The sequence below is a fragment of the Neorhizobium sp. SHOUNA12A genome (assembly GCF_023006505.1).
In the GTDB taxonomy this organism is placed as follows: Bacteria; Pseudomonadota; Alphaproteobacteria; order Rhizobiales; family Rhizobiaceae; genus Neorhizobium.
The window spans coordinates 83090-101559 of the sequence record NZ_JALBGV010000008.1 but is presented as its reverse complement, the minus strand read 5'-3'; the positions used below and the strand labels follow the sequence as shown (position 1 = coordinate 101559).

The following is an 18470-nucleotide window of genomic DNA, read 5'->3' as shown; positions in this document are numbered from 1 at the left end:
CGCGGATGTCCAAAGCCCTGGACGGCCTGCGGGTCGTCGATTTTTCGGATACCCTGGCGGGACAGTTTTGCGCGCGGCTGCTGGCGGATTTCGGCGCCGAGGTAATGCTGATCGAACCTCCGGAAGGCTCATCTATCCGGCATATGCCGCCGTTTTCCTTGACCGATCCGACCCTCTCGCTGCGATTTTGGCATCTGAACAGCGGCAAAAATTCCGTCGTCATCGATCGAACAGGCACTGGTGGGCAGGAGACGTTGGACGCCATGCTTTGCGGGGCGGACATCGCCATCCTGCCGGAGGATTTCGATCCGGAGAAGGTCGTGCGCCTCAATCCCGCCTGCATCGCGGTCTGTGTCACCGCCTTTGGTTGCGACGGGCCGCTGAAGGAGTGGCGCGCGCCGGAGATCGTTCTTCAGGCCCTGTCCGGGATGATGAACAACAATGGCGCCTACGGGCGGGAACCTCTCTATGGCGTCGGCGAGCGTGCATCCTTTGCCGCAGGGCAGGCGGCCTATATCGGCATCATGACGGCTTTGCACGAGCGCCATTCCAGCGGTCTCGGCCAGATCGTGGCGATCGATGCCGCCGAAACCGCTGCGGCCATGTGTTTCCCTTATGTCATGCGTCACATCTATAACGGTTCGATCCACACGAGGCAGGACCAGACGATCCCGGCAGGGCAAGTGAAGTGCCGCGATGGTTGGGTTTGCATCTGGATCTACAATCACCGTTGGCGCGCGGTCTGCACCGCGCTCGATCTGCTCCCTCTGGAAACCGACCCGCGCTTTTCCGAACCCCAGGTGCGGCGGGCAAATTGGGATACCCTTTACGAGATCATCCAGGACAAGGTCGAGAACTGGTCTGCTGAGGACCTGGTGGATCGGCTGCAGAAAGCCCAGGTCATTGCCGCAAAAGCCTATCGTCCATCCGAGCAGATCCATAACCGTCACCTGAACGGCCGACACTATTGGGAAAAGGTCGAGGACCGGCTGATCCTTGGCCCGCCGTTCCGCTTGAGCGCCACGCCGCGCGTGGTCAGATCCGGCGCGCCCGCACTTGGGGAGCTGAAGATCGATCCTGCGGTCTGGGAGGCCAAAAGCCGGCAGCCGCGGCAATCGTCGCGATCTTCAAAAGTGCCGCCGCTCGATGGTCTGAGAGTGATCGAGATCACCACGGCCTGGGCGGGCCCGATGGCGGGCCGGGTCCTTGCCTATTTCGGTGCGCAGTCAATCCATGTGGAATCACCGAACCGCGTGAATTCCTGGCGGCTCAACAAGGAGAGGCCGAACCCGATCAATTTTCCGGATGGCGAACCGGGCGCCCGCCCGTTCGACCGGTCCTTTCTCTTCAACTCGCAGAATGTCAACAAACTCTCCTGCATCCTCAACCTGAAGACGGAGGAGGGGCGCAGTACGCTGCGCCGGCTCGTCGCCGTCGCCGATATGTTGATCTGCAATTTCAGGCCCGGCACGCTCGCAAAACTCGGGCTCGACTACGAAAGCCTGGCCGCAATCAAGCCGGACATCATCGTTGCGGAGCTCCCTGCTTTCGGAGGCAGCGGCCCGATGTCGGGATACGCGGCGCTTGGGCCAACCATGGAGATGGCAACCGGAATGTCGGCAATGATGGCCTATCCGGGTGGGCAGCCGGAAAACAGCGGGCCTTCCTACCTCGATCCGATCGGCGGCTTCAACGCGGCTGCGGCGATCCTGACGGCGTTTCATTATCGGGACCGGACGGGCAGGGGCCAGTATGTCGAGGTGCCTCAGGTCGAAGCGGCGATGCAGTTCATCGGCGCGGAACTCCTGCTGGCGGCCGAGAGCGGGGTCGACCCCCTCCCGGATGGCAACCGCGTTGCGAACATGTCGCCGCATGACGCTTTTCCGGCAAGGGGCGAAGACCAATGGGTGGTCATCGCTGCCGAAAACCAGGCGCAATGGCAGGCGCTCTGTTCCGCCATCGGGCATCCTGGGCTCGCAACCGACCCACGGTTCTCCGATCTTGCGGCACGCAAGCGCCACGAAACGGAACTGACTGCGATACTGTCCGAGTGGACTGCTGTGCGAAACAAGCACGCGGTCGCAAGGCTTCTTCAATATGCCGGGGTCGCCGCCGCCCCGGTTGCCAATGCCGCCGATGTCGCCTCCAGCACCTATCTTGCCCATCGGGGGTTCTTCACGGAGCTCGATCATCCGGATGCCGGGCGGCATCGTCATCCCGGCCTGCCGATCCACCTCAGCCGGACGCCGGGCAGCCAGCGCCGCCCGGCCCCGCAGTTCGGCGGAGACAATCGGTACGTCCTCGAAGATATCCTCGCCCTGCCTGCCCTTGAAATCGACCGCGTTTCGGCAGGCGACGTTATGGCCACGGTCCCTTTTCCGGACGGTTGATGGATGGATCAGGACGATATGCCCCCAGTTTTCCCCAGAGATCTGACTGTCGATATCCAACTCGACAACGACCCGCGTTATATCGGCACGATCCACGATGATGTTGTCGCCCGGGCGCGGGGTTACAAGGCTGCGCTCATTCCGGGGGCTTTCGTTTACGGTCACATAAGTCGCGTCGCACTGCAGGCCTGGGGAGAGGCCTGGACGGGACGCGGCGGCATGGGTGCTCGCTTTCGCCGGCCCGTCTATAACGGCGATCGCCTCCTCATCCGTGCCGGAATCCTGGAGGGCGACGCAACCATGAGCCGTGCGCAGGTTTCGGTGACCAACGAGGGGGGCGAAGAGGTGGCCAGCGGCTGGGTCGGCCTGCCTGACGCGGCTCCGGTCGTGTCCGATATATCGGCGTTTGCGCCCATTCCGAGACCGGCGGTTCCCTCGAAAGGCGACGTGGGAAGCCTCCGTCCGGGCATGTCACTGACCACGGCCAACCGGGTGCTGACCCAGGGTGATTTCGAGGCATCTCTGCGCGCTTTTGGAGAGGGCGAACCTTTCTACAAGCGTGAGGGCATCGTCCACTCCGGCTGCGCCATGCGTCTTGCGATGGGAGATGCGCATAATAGTTTCCGGTTTCCCTCGCCGGTCGTCTTGACGGAGATCGAGACCCAGCACTTTGCGCAGGTCAGGCCCGGCCAGCGGCTTGCAACGGTAGGGCAGGTCGCCCAGGTCTATCAGCGCAAGGGCAAGCATTATCTTGGGACCGAGGAATTCCTGCTGGCGGATGGGCTTCTCGTCGCGCGCTTTCGGCGCACCCAGATCTATGCCTATGACACTCCCGGCCCATGACTGCCTCAACCATATTTTTCGGAAAGCAGCGCTTGCATACGGATGCAAACTGCGCAATGCTGCAACGACGGAAGAGGGTGACGGCATCAAGTCGGTCACATGATCGATGCGGCCGGGGAGGGGCGTACGATGTCAGCGAACTGCATGTCGGCATCGGGCTAACGGCCATTATGGACGGACATGGCTCCTATCGAGATTTTGGGACCGGCTTTGACCGGGTGATTTCGTTTTAATGAGGTGCGCAGTGGCGACGGCGACGACGATCAAATCCATCGAGGCTTTCCAGGTTAGCTGGGAACCGAACGAGCCGCCGGGTCGCCGTAGCGCCATCGTCCGCGTGACGACCACCGACGGCATTGTCGGGCATGGAGAGGCCTCGCCGATGATGGGTGGCGAGCACTCGCTCGGGGTGGTTCGTGATTTTGCATCTTCGCTGGTTGGCGTTGACGCTCTGGACCATGCGGTCCTCTACGACAAGCTGCTGCATAAATATGTGAAGCTTGGCCCGGAAGGGGCCGTCACTGGTGCGCTCGCGGCTCTCGATATTGCGCTCTGGGACATCAAGGGCAAATATTTCGGCCAGCCGGTCTTCAAGCTGCTCGGCGGTGGTTGGCGCACGGAAATACCGTTCTATGCCTCGATCGGGGGAAATGCCGGACGCACCGTCGACGAGACCGTGAAGGCGGTCGAGGCGCGCTGGAAATCCGAGACGCCCGCTGCCATCAAGATCCGCTGGGACGGCGACCGCACTCGGCAGGACTATGACATTCCGGGCGATATCGCCAAGGCCAAGGCAGTGCGCAAGCTGGTCGGCGACGATTTCCCGCTCGCCTTCGACGCCAACAATCAATATTCGGTCGGTGGAGCGATCCGGGTGGGCCGGGCTTTGGAGGAGCTCGGTTACCTCTGGTTCGAGGAACCGGTCCAACACTATAACGTGCGCGCGATGGGAGAGGTCGCGCAGCGTCTGGACATCACCGTGTCGGCGGCGGAGCAGACCTACACCACCCAGGCACTGATCGACATCATCAATGCCGGTGTCCGCATGGTGCAGCCGGACATCATCAAGATGGGCGGCATCACCGGGCTGATGCAATGTGCTGCGATCTGCTACGCATACGGCGTCGAACTGGTGCCGCATCAGACCCAGCCGACCATCGCACACGCTGCCAACCTGCACGTTCTGGCAACCATCATGCATCTGACGAAGCCGGCGGAATTCGCCGATCCGTCGACGCGCATGCATGGTGCGTTTGCCAATCCGCCAAAACCGTCAAATGGAAAATTCGAAGTTCCGAGCGGTCCGGGTCTCGGTCTGGTGATCCACGACGCCGAATTGGACAAACGGCGAAGCTGAAAAGCGAAGCTTGTCTTTGGGAGGAGATAATGAGCTTGAACAGAAGAGAATTTCTTGAACTGGCGGCAGCCGCCACGGCGCTGAGCGCGACGGGTATCCCCAGCACCGCCAATGCCCAGAAGAGCACCGATGTCATTCGCATCGGCATTGCTGCGGGCGGCCCCCGCACCAGCGACCCCAACTTCACCACACAGGGTTCCGACAACTGGGCGACGGAGCAAATGTACGAACAACTCGTCCGGCCGGAAGATGGCGATTTCGCCACGACGCCCGACAAGTACGTGCCGACGCTCGCGACCGGATGGAAATCGTCGTCGGACGCCAAGACCTGGACCTTCAAGCTGCGTCAGGGCGTGCAGTTCCACAAGGGTTACGGTGAGATGACGTCGGAGGATGTCGTCTTCTCCTACAAGCGCGCTATGGCCGATGGCACCAATAAGACCATCATGTCGAATGTCGCCGATGTGGTCGCAAAGGGGCCGTACGAGGTCGACGTCGTCCTGAAGACGCCGGACGTGAACCTGCTGGGTACGACGATCTTTTCCAACAATACATCGATCGTTTCGAAGAAAGCCTTCGACAAGATCGGTGCTGAGAAATTCATGACGGATGCGGTGGGAACCGGTCCCTATGAACTCACCCGTTTTGACAGCGAGTGGGGCGAAGCCATGAAGCGCCACGAGGGCTATTGGGGAACCAAGGCGAAGATCGCCGGCGTCGAATGTGTTTTCATCGCCGATACCACTGCCCGGACACTGGCGCTTCTCTCCGGCAATGTCGACATGATCGAGGCCGTCCGCGCGCCTGGCTGGGTGGATTCCATGCTTCAGCGTGACCCGACCCTGCAATTCGACATGACGCAGCCGGGGTCGTTCAACACGCTCCACATCAACCTGAAACGCAAGCCTTTCGACAACCTCAAGGTCCGCCAGGCGTTGATGTATGCGATCGACCGTCACGCTGTCGCCGACGCGCTGAAGCCGATGGGCGGGTTCATGGCCGGTCTGCAGCCGGACTTTTTCCCGGCCGGTTTCAAGACGGAGGACCTGCCGCCGGAATTGCAGTACAAGCCCGATCCGGCAAAGGCGAAGGCGCTGCTGGCGGAAGCGGGCTTCCCCAACGGCTTCGATTTCGACAGCAATTGCAGCCAGCGCGAAGACTATGCGTCGACGATGCTGATCGTGCAGGAACAGCTGCGCGGTGTTGGCATGCGCATGAACCTGAAGATCGGCGATCATACCGCCTATCACGCCGATAATCGCAGCGACAAGAATACGCTTGCGATGCACTCGTCCAGTTATCCGCCGATCCCGACCCAGCTCTATTTCCAGCAGCTTTCGTCGAAATCGGAAGCCAAGCCGGATGGCAAGGGCGGCGGTGCCTATAGCCACTACGGTGTGGTGATGCCGGGTATCGATGATCTGCTGAGCCAGGCCCTGCAGGCGACCGACTACAACACCTATCTCGAACTCTGCAAGAAGATCGAGCTGCAGGTCCTGCGAGATCTGCCGCTGATCGCGCTATCGAGCCTTTCCTTCACCGTGGCTCGCAACAAGCGCGTCAACCTCGGCTATCCGGTCAAGAGCGGTTACGCCCGCTGGCGTTTCCATCGCGCCACCAAGACCGCCTGACGTCGTCGATCGAGTTCCAAATCCGCCATCCCCCGCAAGCGCGTCGCACTTGCGGGGGATGGCGTTTTGCTGCTCGGAACATGACGGCAATCCGTCCTGAGACTTGCCGTAACGCGCCGTCAGGCCGGGATCGCCGGAGACGGCCTGGTGAGCGGGATGGGAAACGGCTTTGCGAAATGACAGGCCGCCAATTGGCCTGGTGCGACTTCGCGCAGCGGCGGTCGCTCGATGCTGCAGATCTCCTGGCGGATCGGGCAACGGGTATGGAAACTGCAGCCTGGCGGAACGCGTTTGGGGCTCGGGACGTCGCCTTCCAGAATGATGCGCTTGCCCTTGCGTTCGGGATCCGGTTCAGGCGCTGCCGATAACAGCGCCTGCGTATAGGGATGCTGCGGCATCCCGTAGATCTGTTTCTTCGGCCCGATCTCGACGATCCGGCCAAGATACATGACCGCCACGCGATCGGCGATGTGGCGAACGACAGCAAGGTCATGGGCGATGAACAGGAAGGAGAAGTTCTTCTTCCTTTGAAGGTCCTGCATCAGGTTGATGATCTGCGCCTGGACGGAGACATCGAGAGCGGAGACGGGTTCGTCGGCCACGATGAATTTCGGATCGACCGCGATGGCGCGCGCCATGCCGATGCGCTGGCGCTGGCCGCCGGAAAACTGCCGCGGGTTGCGGTCCATGAAGCTCGGGGAAAGCCCCACCTGGTTCATCAGGTCTGCAACGCGTTCCCGCCGGTCGCGCCGGGACCTGACCAGGCCGAACACATCCAGCGGCTCGGCAATGATCTGGGCCACCGTGCGACGGGGGCTGAGCGAGCCGTAAGGGTCCTGAAAGATCATCTGCAGGTGGCGGCGCATGTCGCGCATCTGTGCGGGCGCCAGCCCGGTCAGCTCGGTATTGTCGAAATGGACCCTGCCGGCTGTGGGATCGATCAGCCGCAGCAGAAGGCGGCCGAGGGTGGATTTCCCGCAACCGGATTCGCCGACAAGCGCCAGCGTTTCGCTGTGATTGACCGAGAAGGAACAGCCGTCGACGGCACGCACCTCGTCGGCCCGCTTCCCGAGGCTGAAGCCGAGGCCGGAACCGAACGTCTTGCCGAGGTCTTCGACGCGAAGGATGGGATCGGTCATTGCAGGGATGCCTCCTTCTTTTTTGCATCCGCCTGTCCGGCGGTCACCCAGCATGCCGCCCGTTGGTCCGGTCCGAAGGAGAACATCGGCGGCATTTCCCTTGCGCATTTTTCAATGCGCAAGGAACATCGCTCGTAGAAAGGACAGCCTGTCTTGATCGATCCGGCCAGCGGCACCGATCCCGGGATCTGGTAGAGACGATCGCGGTCGTCGTCGAGCCGCGGGATCGATTGCAACAATCCCCGCGTATAGGGGTGACTGGGCGTGCGGAAAATCGAAAGGACATCCGCTTCCTCGACAACCCTGCCGGCATACATCACCACCACCCGCTCGCAGACATCCGCAATAACGCCGAGATCGTGCGAAATCAGCAGCACCGCGGTGTTCAGCGTGCGACGCAGCTTGTGCATCAGGTCGAGAACCTGTGCCTGGATGGTGACGTCGAGCGCCGTCGTCGGTTCGTCGGCGATCAGTAGTTTCGGATTGCAGGCCAATGCCATGGCGATCATCACGCGTTGACGCATTCCGCCGGAGAACTGATGCGGATAGGAATCCACCCGCCCGGCCGGATCCGGTATGCCGACCAGTCCCAGCATTTCGATGACACGCGCGCGCCTTTGCTCGCTGGTCATTGCTTCGTGGAGCATGACCGCCTCGCCGATCTGGTCGCCGATCTTCATGACCGGGTTCAGCGAACTCATCGGCTCCTGGAAGATCATCGCGATGTCCCGACCGCGGATTTCGGGCATTTTCGAGCGCGGGAGGTCGAGCAGGTTGACCCCGTTGAATTCGATACGGCCTTGCACGATGCGTCCCGGCGGTTCGGAGATCAGCCGCAGGATGGAGAGCGAGGTGATCGACTTGCCGGATCCGGATTCCCCGACGATTCCGACCGCCCCTCCGGGTGGGATTTCGAAACTCACGCCATCGACCACCCGGATCGGGTTGGCCTTCGGGCCGAATTCGACGGCAAGATTGTCGACCTTCAGGAGGGGCACCGTCATTCGGAGATCTCCGGATCGAGCACGTCTCGCACAACGTCGCCCAGAAGGTTGAACGAGAGGACGACGCAGGTGATAGCGAAGCCGGCGCCGATGATCGGCCATGGCGAACCGAAGAGATTGTTGAGGCCGTCGCGGATGATATTGCCCCAGCTCGGGTTCGGCGGTTGGGTGCCGATGCCAAGGAAGCTCAGCGACGCCTCAAGGCGGATCGCGGAGGCGACCCAGAGTGTCATCAGGACCACGATCGGTGCTGCGATATTGGGAATGACGTGACGGAAGATGATGACCGGCGTCCGCAGGCCGATTGCAGTGGCCGCCTCGATATAGGGCTCCTGCTTGACCGCGAGCGTCGAAGCGCGGGCCACGCGGGCGAAGCCGGGAATGAAGGCGACGGTGATGACTGCTATGACGTTCCAGAAGCCGCCACCCAGCACCGCCGCAATCATGATGGCGAGCAGCAGTTCGGGGAAAGCCAGCAGCAGGTCGATCAGGCGCGAGATCACCCGATCGATTATGCCGCCGAAATACCCTGCGACGACGCCGAGGACAGTCCCGCAGATCGCCGCCAGTACCGGAGAAATCAGGCCGAAAATCAACGAATTGCGGGAGCCGTGGATCATTCTCGAGAGCACGTCGCGTCCGAACTGGTCGGTGCCGAGCCAGTTGCTGGCAGAGGGGAGCCGGTTGATCTTGAGGATGCTCTGGGCAAGCGGATCGTATGGTGCGAGGAGCGGCGCGAAGATCGCCACTACAATAAAGATCAGCACGATCACGAACGCTATGATGGTCGAGGGGCGCGAGAACAGCGTATAGCCGATCTGGCTGAGCGGCTTCGGTTCCGGGGCAAGCAAGGGTGAGGAGAGCTGGGAGTTTTCGGTGGTGACGACCATTTACTGCACCCGGATTCTGGGATCGACGACGATGTAAACGAGATCCATCAGGAGGTTGATGAGCACGACAAACAGCGCGAAAATCACAACACCGCCCTGGATGACCGCGTAGTCACGTTCAGCAATAGCGCTGATGAGCAGCTTGCCGATCCCCGGCCGGTTGAAAACCAGTTCGATCGCGACCGACCCGGACAGGGTCGCAAGCATGCTGAGGCCGATACCTGTGGTGAGCGGAAGCATCGCATTGCGCAGGCCGTGCCGGTAGATGACCCGGCGTTCCCGTGCGCCCTTGGCACGTGCGGTGCGAATATAGTCCTTGCCGAACACCTCCAGCAGAGAGGTTCGCGTCAGTCGTCCGATGAACGCGGCCTTGACCATGGCAAGCGTTAAGGCCGGCAGGAAGACGTGATGCATGCGGTCGACAAAACCTTCGCCGCCGCCATTGATCGGAAATAACCCCATGTTCAGCGAAAAGGTGATCAGCAGCAGGGCGCCGAGGTAAAAGTCCGGGACGGCGTAGCCCAGTAGCGAGAATCCGCGAACGGCGGCGTCCGGTGCCTTGTTCCTGTGTGTCGCGGCCAGCACGCCGAGTGGAATCCCGACGCCGACCCCCATGATCATGGCGACGATCGTCAGCTCGATCGTGTAGGGCAGGTTATAGGCAATCAGCCTGAGCACCGACTGGTTGTTCATCAACGACGTGCCGAAGTCGAGCGTCAGCATCCCCCACAGGAAGCTGAAATATTGCATCCACAGCGGGGCGTTGAGCCCCATCCGCTCGCGGAAGATTTCCAGCTGTTCGGGTGTTGCCATGTCCCCCAGGGCCGCGATCGCCGGGTCGCCGGGCAAGATGCGCATGGCGATGAAGACGAGCGTCAGCACAAGCAGAACCGTGGGAATGGCATCGGCCAGTCTCAGCAGCAAATATCGCGCCATGGTGTGTTCCTCCTCCCTGGTCGCGGTTCCGATCCTGCCTCCTCGCATTCCGGAACACGCTATTTTCACGCAGCAAACCGCCGACAGCCAGCCTCAATTTTGTAACGACGTGAAATAAGGCTCGTTGGACAGGTTCGGCTGCAATCCCGGCGACAGACAAGAGCGCCCATTTTGCCGAAAGCTGACGAAATATTGCAGATGATATCGCGACTGCGTGTAGGTGCCCGGCACCGTGGCGGCAAAACCTCCGGACTTGTCCTTCATCGGAAGCGACTTCCACCGTTCTGCCTGGTTGATGCGACGGTAGTGTAGTGTCGGTTCACTTTCCGCCTTTCCATCGAACCGGACTTCGAAATCGGCGCCCGGCTTGAAGGTCGGCGCACCGGTCACGCCGGAGGGGCGGGACAGAACCGGAAAACGTGCTTCCAGCGCGGCGATTGCCGCTGCGGCCTTCGGGCTCGCCTCAACGCTCTCATAGCAACCGCCGCCGCGGAGCGACTCCAGATCGGCCACTTCCGCCTGCATTTCCGGCAACCTCGAATGCCAGGATCCACGCAGCCATGATTGCGGACCATAGGTAAGGTCATCGGCGTAAAGATCGCGCGAGATATCGGCGATCTTTTCCCATGCCATCAGTGAACGTCTTGCATGGTCGATAACGCGGTCCATCAACGGCGTGACCTTGGTGGCGACGAACAGTTCAGCCCAGCATGCTGCCCGGAAGCGTTCTGCAAAAAACCGCGCCAGTCCGGCGCAGATCCGGATATCGACGAGCATTCTCTGGACGGCAATCCTGCCGAAGCTGGATGTGCTGTTGGCCTTCAGGACTTCGCTTTCGCAGCCATTTGCCATCTCGTCCAGCCAATCGGCGACATCCAGCGGCGTAAAGCGATGCGACGGTTCTCCGGCGAGCAGCAATTCGGCATATTCACGGGCATTGGCAAACAGCGTTGGATCGAATGTCGGTGCATTGCCGAACCGAACCGGACCTTCCATGTCGAACCCATAGGCGCGTCGACCGGAGCCTTCGACGAGCGCAAGGTTGGTGTAGACCTCCGGCCAGTAGTGGTTGTTCGAGGCGGATGGCCCATGCGCGAGAGTGACCAGCGGCAGAACACGGCTTGCCCAGGACATGCCTTTTTCGCATTCCTCGGCGGCATCGCCGCAGACCTGCTGGAGATAACGCATCCAGCTTTCGCGCGGCGCATCGGGGTTGTAGAGCAACCGACCCCAGACCCGATATTGATAGTCGTATTTCTGCCAATCGTACCGCGTGGCATAGCCCTGTTTCTGGTAGTTGAAGCGTCCGCCCGGAATGCCTGTCCCCATGCGGCCCTTGAAGCCCAGCGGCTCGCACCATTCCACGCCGTCCGACCCGGCAAACATCGAGCTGCGGCCGTAACCGGCTGCAAATTCGGGATCTCCCCACAGGAGCACGCGCTGCGTGCCCGGCCAGATGCGGTAGATGACCTTGTAGTCCTTGTCGGCCGTCAGCAGATCGCCATAGGAGTAACGCAGGAATTTTCGCGACCCCTCGCTCAGTTGCTCCCGTTCGCTGCGAGCAACCTCCGGCGGGTATTCCTTCTCGCGGATTGCCGATTGGTGGTAGGGCGGTCCCATATGCTCCGCGAGATATTTTGGCGAGGCGGCGATTGGCATGCCGCTGTCACGGGCAATCCCGATCATCTTGTGGTCGAGACCCTTGCCGTGCATGTCGATTTCGACGGGCCGGCCGGCAGCCGCAACGCCGGCGAACGCGTCCTCCCAAAAACCGTATTCGCCCTCGGCGATGCCACCCTCCACATGCACCCGGAAAGTAAGGCCGGTGATTTCCGGTACTTCCTTCAGAAGCGTGGTGATCGCGTCGCGGCAATAGGGTGCGAGATTGTCTTTGGTGACGCCGCGGACGGTATAGTTGGCGCGTGGTACGTCATCGAAATCATATCGCTGGGTCCACAGCGCAAGCTGGAATTCAAGGCCGCGCCTGGCGGCTTCCCGGCCGATGAATTTGAGCATGTCGAGGTTCCGCTCGCGCTCGTCCTCCGGCAGCTCCACCACCTTCACGTCATGGCCTGGAAGGTCGAGCAGATATGGATAGGGGAAATAGAAGTAGACGTCGGTGATCCAGGGGTTGTGATAAGGGTAGTTGTATCCGAAGCCGAGCGCGAGCGAGAAACGGTTGAAACGATTTGTCGCGAGCATCGAGAGATAATCGCGCCACTGCTGGCGGTCGTAAAACCAGACCTTGTCTTCCTGTTCGCTGCAAAACATCCGGCTCATGCTGCGCACGCGGGCGGATGGCCGCTCGACAAGGGGGTAGGTTCCCTCGAAGAGATCCACTCCGGACGCAAACTGCACACGGTCGGCGAGTTCGGTCAAAGCGAAGACCAGTCCGCGGATGTCGGAGCCCCAGGCCGAGATGCAATCACCTTGCCGGGTAAGAACGAAGCTCTCCGGTGTCTCCGGCAGGTCGACCGCCATGTCGGTGTTCCCGGGGAGACCAGCTCCGGAGACGGTGATGCTCGTTCCCGATTGTGCGGCGCTTGCGATTTGAGCCTGCACATTGCGGCGGGCAAGGGCTGCCTGCAGTTCGGTCGCTGCCCAACGGACCGGATGAAACGCGGCGTCATCCGCATCTGGCAGAACAATGGTGACCGAAGTCGGTGCAGTCATAACGTCATCCTTAGAAATATGAAACCATTCGTCGTTGAATGCGGCGGCGATTGCCTGCGCTCCGCGGCCTTCGCCGTCCCGGCAAACGAATGTCTTGAACTGGCCATGGTCGGACCAACCGGGAAGGGTTCCCGGCCGGCGTCGTCGTTTGGAAGTCACGCGGCGTCGATCAGCCGATTTTCGCTCTTGTCAGACGCCAGTGGGCGTAACCCGACTTGAGTTCGTAACCGAGGTCGACATTGGCCGCGCGCACGACCAGATAACCGTTGTCGCTGATCGGCAGGAGCGGCATGTCGGTCAGGAACTTGACCTCGATCTCCTGGACCAGCTTCACACGCTTCTCGAGATTGGGCTCCTGCATCGCTTTCTTCAGCATGTCGTCGATGCCGGGAATGGCAACGCCGTAGTGGCTGAAGTTCGGACCGCCCGAGCCGTCGGATTTGACCTCAGCGGCGGCTGTCAGCTGCTCGATGATCGCCTGGGTCGGGACCGGAGGATAGGCTGCCGAGCGCTGGAACATCGTATTGGTGCCCTTCGCCTGGTCGGCATGGAAGGCCGTGTGGTCCTTGATGTCCAGCTTCATCTCCACGCCGCCGGCGCGAAGCTGTTCCTGGATGATCAGCATCACCGAGGAATAGTCTTCTCGCTGCGAGGTATAGGCGTTGAAAGACAGCCCGTTCGGAAAGCCTGCTTCGGCCAGCAGTTGCTTGGCCTTTTTCGGATCGTGGTCGTAGCGCACGGCCGCCGGTATGGTACCGGCGGTGAAACCGCCGAGAAACGACGGCGGATTAAGGCCATACGTGCGCTGGCTGACCGGTGCCATGGCGCTCGCGAGTTCGTCGCGATTGATCAGATAGGCAATGGCCTGCCGAACGCGGATATCGTCGAAAGGTTTGACAGTCAGGTTCATGGACACTGTGAAGAAGCTGCCCGGTGAAGCCACATCGAAATGCAGCTTGGCATTCCGCTGCTGGATCGACGGCACCCAGCCCGGCGCGCGCACCCCTTCGATCATGTGGACGTCGCCGGACAACAGGGCCAGCGTCCGGGCCGTGGTATCGGCGATATAGCGGATCTGAAGATTGGGAGTTGTCGGCGCGTCTCCGAAATAGTCCTTGTTGACGGTCAGCTTCACGCCCTGTGAGGGATCGCTTTCGACGCTGGCGAGTTGGTAAGGCCCGGTTCCGATAGGATCCTTTTCGAAGGCCGGCGCCCCCTTTTCCTCAAGCGCCTTGCGGGAAATGATGCTCGACGAATAATGGCTGAGCGGGCCCATGATGAACAGCGGGTCCGGCTGGTTGAGGGTGAAGATCACTGTCGCCGGACCGTCCACCTTGACGTCCGCGATATTGTCGAACAGGACGCGGTTGCCGCCCAGTGCCTTGTCGTTGCGCAGGCGATCGAACGTGAATTTCACATCGTCTGACGTCAGGTTGCCGTAGCCCTTGTGGAATTTCACGCCCTGGCGAAGCTGGAATGTCCAGCTCTTGGCGTCCGGTGTCACCGACCAGCTGGTCGCAAGGCTTGGCTGGACCTCGGCGACGCTGGTCGGGAAATGCCCGAGCGGCACTTCGACCAGTTTGTCGAAGATATGAATGATGGCCCATTCGTCGGCGCCCTGAATCGAACGTGCCGGATCTATGGTGCGTACGCCGCGGGCGGCAAAGGCCAGCCGCAGCGTGTCTGATGCCTGTGCGAAAGCAGAGCCGCTCAAACTGGTCGCTATGCCTGCACCAGCAATGGTTGCAGCCGTGCGGCCGATAAACATGCGCCGAGATATTGCCATGTCACTCCCTCCCTGGGCGTACCGAACCCTGTTCCGCCTCCACGGCACAAGACGGTTGACGAACAATGCAATCCGATGGTAGCGCTGCCATCGACGGATCGTCAAGCACTGAAGAGCGATTTTTTAGCATGCGCGGAGACAAAGGCCGAAAGGTCCGGCAGGGCAAATGGATTACCTCGGGCAACGCGGATAACATCCCGGCCATCGCAAACATGGCCGTGCGGCAAACATCTCTGCAGATGCGACGCCGTCGGACATTCACTTGATGGAGCCTTAGATGTCGAAACGCCGGACTGACGGTAGACCCACGATAGCCGACGTCGCCGCACTGGCAGGTGTGGGAGCGATTACGGTCTCCCGGGCCCTGCGTGATCCATCGCTGGTGTCCGATATGCTTCGGGAAAAGATCGATACCGCCGTCCGCGAGCTTGGCTATGTTCCCAATCTCAATGCGAGGGCCCTGGCATCCACCCGCAGCGATGTGGTCGGCGTTCTCGTTCCGTCACTGACCCAGCACATCTTCGCGGATGTCCTGCGCGGCATCTATGACGGGATAGGCCATACGAGGCTACACATCCAGGTCGGCAACACGCGTTACGATCTGGACGAGGAGGAGCGACTTCTGGCTGAACTTCTCCGACACAAGCCGGCCGGCCTGATCGTCTCGGGCATTGACCAGAATGCCGCTTCCCGGCGGATGCTGGAAAAAGCCAACTGCCCGGTGATCCAGATCATGGATCTGTCCGACAATCCGGTCAACAAGATCATCGGATTTTCCCATCACAACGCCGCCAAGGCGATGACCCAACATCTCATCGAAGTCGGATATCGCCGTATCGGTTTTCTCAGCGGTTGGATGAACAGCCGTTCGAAGGGGCGTCTGTCGGGTTACGTCGAAGCGCTCGAGGATGCCGGGATATTCGATCCGCGATTGACGAACGCAGCCGGTGATCTTGGTGCGCTGGCGCTGCGGGGCAGTTGGGACAAGCATCAATATTCGACGCCCGCAATGGGTCGGGAACTGCTTAGCGAGCTTTGGAACAGCGAGCCCCGTATGGATGCGGTTTTCTGCAACAACGACGTGCTGGCGCTTGGCGCTCTCTTCGAGTGCCAGGCCCGCGGTTTGTCGGTTCCGAATGATTTCGGCATCGCCGGGTTCAACGACGAGGATTTCATGGAGGCGGCGTCGCCCGCCATGTCGAGTGTCAGAACACATCGCTGGACCGTCGGACACGACGCGGTGATTGCCCTGCGCCGACAGCTGGACGGCGAGCCGGACGATGAGCGCATCGTTGACGTCGGGTTCGACATCGTCAAGCGAGCCAGCACCGATCGCAGGGCGCAACCGGTGCGGGATGACGATGCTGCCGCTCCCCAACAGACGCGTACTGCAGGCGACGATCGCTGAACCCTTGCCGCGCGAAACACCTGTTGGGTGGACGGATATGATCTGAGCAATCGCGTCGAGGAGGCGCCGCGCGGATCGGCAGACAAGAGGTTGATCGCAGAGGAAGCCGGCAGGCCAAGGGAGGATATTTAATGGCTGAAGAACCCTGGTACAGAACCACAACACGTTGGGGACAGACCAACCTGGTCGAGATCGATCCGGATCGCTACGATGGCGCCTGGTGGCGGGCCCACTGGAAAAACACGCGCATCCAAGGCGTGATCGTCAATGCCGGCGGCATTGTTGCCTATTATCCTTCCGCTTTCCCGCTTCATCATCGCGCTCACACGCTTGGGGAAAGGGACCTCTACGGCGAAATCGTCAAGGATGCACGGGAAGCGGGGCTGAAGGTGATAGCCCGCATGGATTCGAACCGGGTTGCGGAAGACTTTTACCGCGCTCATCCGGATTGGATCTGTGTCGACGCGACCGGAAAGCCATATCGTCAGGCGGACAAATACATCACCTGCATCAATTCGCCCTATTACTGGGAATATCTGCCGCAGGTCATGCGGGAGATTATCGAACACAGCAATCCGGACGGTTTTGCCGACAACAGCTGGGCCGGCATTCCGCGCAAGAACATCTGTCATTGCCGGCATTGCGCAGAGCAGTTCCGCGCCCATGCCGGCATCGATCTGCCGTCTGCTCAAGACTGGTCCGACGAGCGTTATCGGCGATGGGTGCGCTGGAACTATCAGCGCCGCACCGACATCTGGGAACTCAACAACTCCGTCACGATGAAAGCCGGCGGCAAACATTGCCGGTGGATGGGCATGATCAGCGGCGACGTGCTGAACAACAGTTCGCGCTTCATCGATCTGAAAGCCATTCTCGCGCGCACCGAAATCGTCATGCTCGACCACCAGCGCCGCAATCCCGTGGATGGGTTTGCCGACAATACGGAAGCGGGCAAGCGGCTGCATGAAGTGGGCGGTTGGGAAAAGCTCATTCCGGAAAGCATGCCGCAATACCAGCTCGGAAGCCCGGCCTTCCGGCTCGCAAGCATGCCCGCGGCAGAGGTGAGGTTATGGTCGTCGGCCGGCTTTGCCGGGGGCATCCAGCCGTGGTGGCACCATATCGGCTCACTCCACGAAGACCGGCGCCAGTACAAAAGCGCAGAGCCGATCTTCTCCTGGCATGAAGCCAATGAGGATATTCTTCTCAATCGCAGGCCGCTGGCCGACGTGGGCGTGGTGTGGTCGCAGGACAACCATGACTTCCACGGCCAGGACAAAGCCAACGACCGCACGATGAACCCCTACAGGGGAGCGATCCGTGCCCTCGATCGCGCCGGGGTCACCTATTTGCCGATCCACGCCGATGACGTGGCTGGTGCGATCGGCCGCGTCGGCGTCCTCATTCTGCCCAATCTCGGCGCGATGTCGGACGATCAGGTGAACGCCGTAAAGGCATTCGCGCAAGCGGGTGGCTCGGTAATCGCCACGTCGGAAACCAGCCTCTATGATGTTTCAGGCGATCAGAGGCGAGATTTTGCACTGGCGGATCTTTTTGGCGTGCACCGTGGCAGCGGGTCACGGGGCGGACAGGAGCTCGCCAACCCGGATATCGAGGTCGCCGCAAGACATACCTATCTCCGCCTTGTCCCGGAACTGCGGGCTGCCCTTTATGGCCCGACGGATAGCACGGCGCCGGCTGCCGTCGGAATACGTCATCCGCTGTTGAGCGGTCTGGAAGGAACGGACACGATCCCGTTCGGCGGCTTCCTTCCCGTCGTCGGCGTCGATGATGACGTGGCGGTCCTGGCGACCTTCGTTCCCGAATTCCCGATCTATCCGCCGGAAACCTCCTGGATGCGCCAGCCCCGGTCGGATCTACCGATGATCACGCTCCGCGAGCCGGCCAGCGGCAGCAAGCTGATCTGGTTGGTTGGCGATCTCGACCGGTGTTTTGCCCGCGACGAGCATCCGGAACATGCGACGATCATCGCCAACGCTGTTCGTTGGGCTCTCCGTGATCGGCAACTGGTGTCGCTCGAAGGTGGGCACGGTGTCATAAGCCCGGCGCTTTACGAGCAGCAAGGTCGCTATGTCCTGCATCTCAACAACCGCCTGATCATGGCGAAAATGCCGGGACGACAGGACGAACTTCTGCCCGTTGGTCCGATCACGGTCCGCCTGCGCATCGGCTCGAGAATAATATCCTCTAACATCCGCCTGACCGTAAGCGGCCGCTCTGTTCCGGCCATAACGCAGGGCACCGAGCTTGTTTTCGAGGTGCCGGCCATCGCGGATCACGAAGTCGCGGTTATCGACTTTGATCCGGCATAGCCAAATCCGGAACCGCAGGCTTCCGTCGGGGCGGCGCCAATCGTCCTTCATGGTCTTTGACTTGAAGACCCGATACGGGGAGC

At 61.1% G+C, this 18470-nt stretch carries 12 protein-coding genes; 6 read left to right on the top strand and 6 right to left on the bottom strand.

What is annotated here, in order from left to right:
* Window positions 1-5: 5 nt before the first annotated feature.
* From MOV63_RS06265 to MOV63_RS06250, 4 genes are all read left to right on the top strand, one after another.
* Window positions 6-2390: a CaiB/BaiF CoA-transferase family protein gene (locus MOV63_RS06265; protein ID WP_247032668.1), complete on the top strand. Its 2385-nt coding sequence runs from the start codon at window positions 6-8 to the stop codon at window positions 2388-2390.
* 3 nt (window positions 2391-2393) lie between these two features.
* Window positions 2394-3233, top strand: coding sequence for a MaoC family dehydratase (locus MOV63_RS06260; protein ID WP_247032666.1), 840 nt, complete (start codon window positions 2394-2396; stop codon window positions 3231-3233).
* Window positions 3234-3477: 244 nt separating this feature from the next.
* Entirely contained in the window at window positions 3478-4590 is a 1113-nt protein-coding gene (locus MOV63_RS06255) for a mandelate racemase/muconate lactonizing enzyme family protein (protein WP_040125415.1), read from the top strand.
* Between the two features lie 35 nt (window positions 4591-4625).
* Window positions 4626-6221, top strand: a complete 1596-nt coding sequence (locus tag MOV63_RS06250) for an ABC transporter substrate-binding protein (protein WP_247032664.1) — start codon at window positions 4626-4628, stop codon at window positions 6219-6221.
* A gap of 119 nt (window positions 6222-6340) precedes the next feature.
* Here the strand turns inward: MOV63_RS06250 and MOV63_RS06245 are convergent, their stop codons facing one another.
* The 6 genes from MOV63_RS06245 to MOV63_RS06220 all read right to left on the bottom strand — a co-directional run bounded on the left by MOV63_RS06245 (window position 6341) and on the right by MOV63_RS06220 (window position 14649).
* Complete coding sequence (locus MOV63_RS06245) at window positions 6341-7360, bottom strand: ABC transporter ATP-binding protein (protein ID WP_247032662.1); 1020 nt, start codon at window positions 7358-7360, stop codon at window positions 6341-6343.
* Entirely contained in the window at window positions 7357-8364 is a 1008-nt protein-coding gene (locus MOV63_RS06240) for an ABC transporter ATP-binding protein (RefSeq protein ID WP_258719124.1), read from the bottom strand. Before MOV63_RS06240 ends, MOV63_RS06245 begins: the two co-directional genes overlap by 4 nt.
* Complete coding sequence (locus tag MOV63_RS06235) at window positions 8361-9254, bottom strand: ABC transporter permease (protein WP_247032659.1); 894 nt, start codon at window positions 9252-9254, stop codon at window positions 8361-8363. The genes MOV63_RS06240 and MOV63_RS06235 overlap by 4 nt, the downstream gene beginning before the upstream one ends.
* The gene (locus MOV63_RS06230) at window positions 9255-10190 is read right to left on the bottom strand and encodes an ABC transporter permease (RefSeq protein WP_040125405.1); all 936 of its coding nucleotides are present in this window, start codon (window positions 10188-10190) and stop codon (window positions 9255-9257) included.
* A gap of 93 nt (window positions 10191-10283) precedes the next feature.
* On the bottom strand, window positions 10284-12863 hold the full coding sequence (locus tag MOV63_RS06225) for a hypothetical protein (protein ID WP_247032649.1): 2580 nt from the start codon (window positions 12861-12863) through the stop codon (window positions 10284-10286).
* A 169-nt stretch (window positions 12864-13032) separates the two neighbouring features.
* Entirely contained in the window at window positions 13033-14649 is a 1617-nt protein-coding gene (locus MOV63_RS06220) for an ABC transporter substrate-binding protein (RefSeq protein WP_247032647.1), read from the bottom strand.
* Window positions 14650-14926: 277 nt separating this feature from the next.
* Here MOV63_RS06220 and MOV63_RS06215 point away from each other — a divergent pair, with 277 nt between their 5' ends.
* Together MOV63_RS06215 and MOV63_RS06210 are read left to right on the top strand one after the other, a co-directional pair.
* Window positions 14927-16057 carry a LacI family DNA-binding transcriptional regulator gene (locus tag MOV63_RS06215; RefSeq protein ID WP_247032645.1) on the top strand — a complete coding sequence of 377 codons (1131 nt, stop codon included), beginning with the start codon at window positions 14927-14929 and terminating at the stop codon, window positions 16055-16057.
* 131 nt (window positions 16058-16188) lie between these two features.
* Entirely contained in the window at window positions 16189-18387 is a 2199-nt protein-coding gene (locus MOV63_RS06210; protein ID WP_247032643.1) for an alpha-amylase family protein, read from the top strand.
* Window positions 18388-18470: the final 83 nt, after the last annotated feature.

Bases quoted from the DNA above. Each gene is read 5' to 3' on its own strand.
- MOV63_RS06215 (WP_247032645.1), top strand. From the start codon at position 14,927: ATGTCGAAACGCCGGACTGACGGTAGACCCACGATAGCCGACGTCGCC.
- MOV63_RS06265 (WP_247032668.1), top strand. From the start codon at position 6: ATGTCCAAAGCCCTGGACGGCCTGCGGGTCGTCGATTTTTCGGATACC.
- MOV63_RS06210 (WP_247032643.1), top strand. From the start codon at position 16,189: ATGGCTGAAGAACCCTGGTACAGAACCACAACACGTTGGGGACAGACC.
- MOV63_RS06220 (WP_247032647.1), bottom strand. From the start codon at position 14,649: ATGGCAATATCTCGGCGCATGTTTATCGGCCGCACGGCTGCAACCATT.
- MOV63_RS06235 (WP_247032659.1), bottom strand. From the start codon at position 9,254: ATGGTCGTCACCACCGAAAACTCCCAGCTCTCCTCACCCTTGCTTGCC.
- MOV63_RS06240 (WP_258719124.1), bottom strand. From the start codon at position 8,364: ATGACGGTGCCCCTCCTGAAGGTCGACAATCTTGCCGTCGAATTCGGC.
- MOV63_RS06245 (WP_247032662.1), bottom strand. From the start codon at position 7,360: ATGACCGATCCCATCCTTCGCGTCGAAGACCTCGGCAAGACGTTCGGT.
- MOV63_RS06225 (WP_247032649.1), bottom strand. From the start codon at position 12,863: ATGACTGCACCGACTTCGGTCACCATTGTTCTGCCAGATGCGGATGAC.
- MOV63_RS06230 (WP_040125405.1), bottom strand. From the start codon at position 10,190: ATGGCGCGATATTTGCTGCTGAGACTGGCCGATGCCATTCCCACGGTT.
- MOV63_RS06260 (WP_247032666.1), top strand. From the start codon at position 2,394: ATGGATCAGGACGATATGCCCCCAGTTTTCCCCAGAGATCTGACTGTC.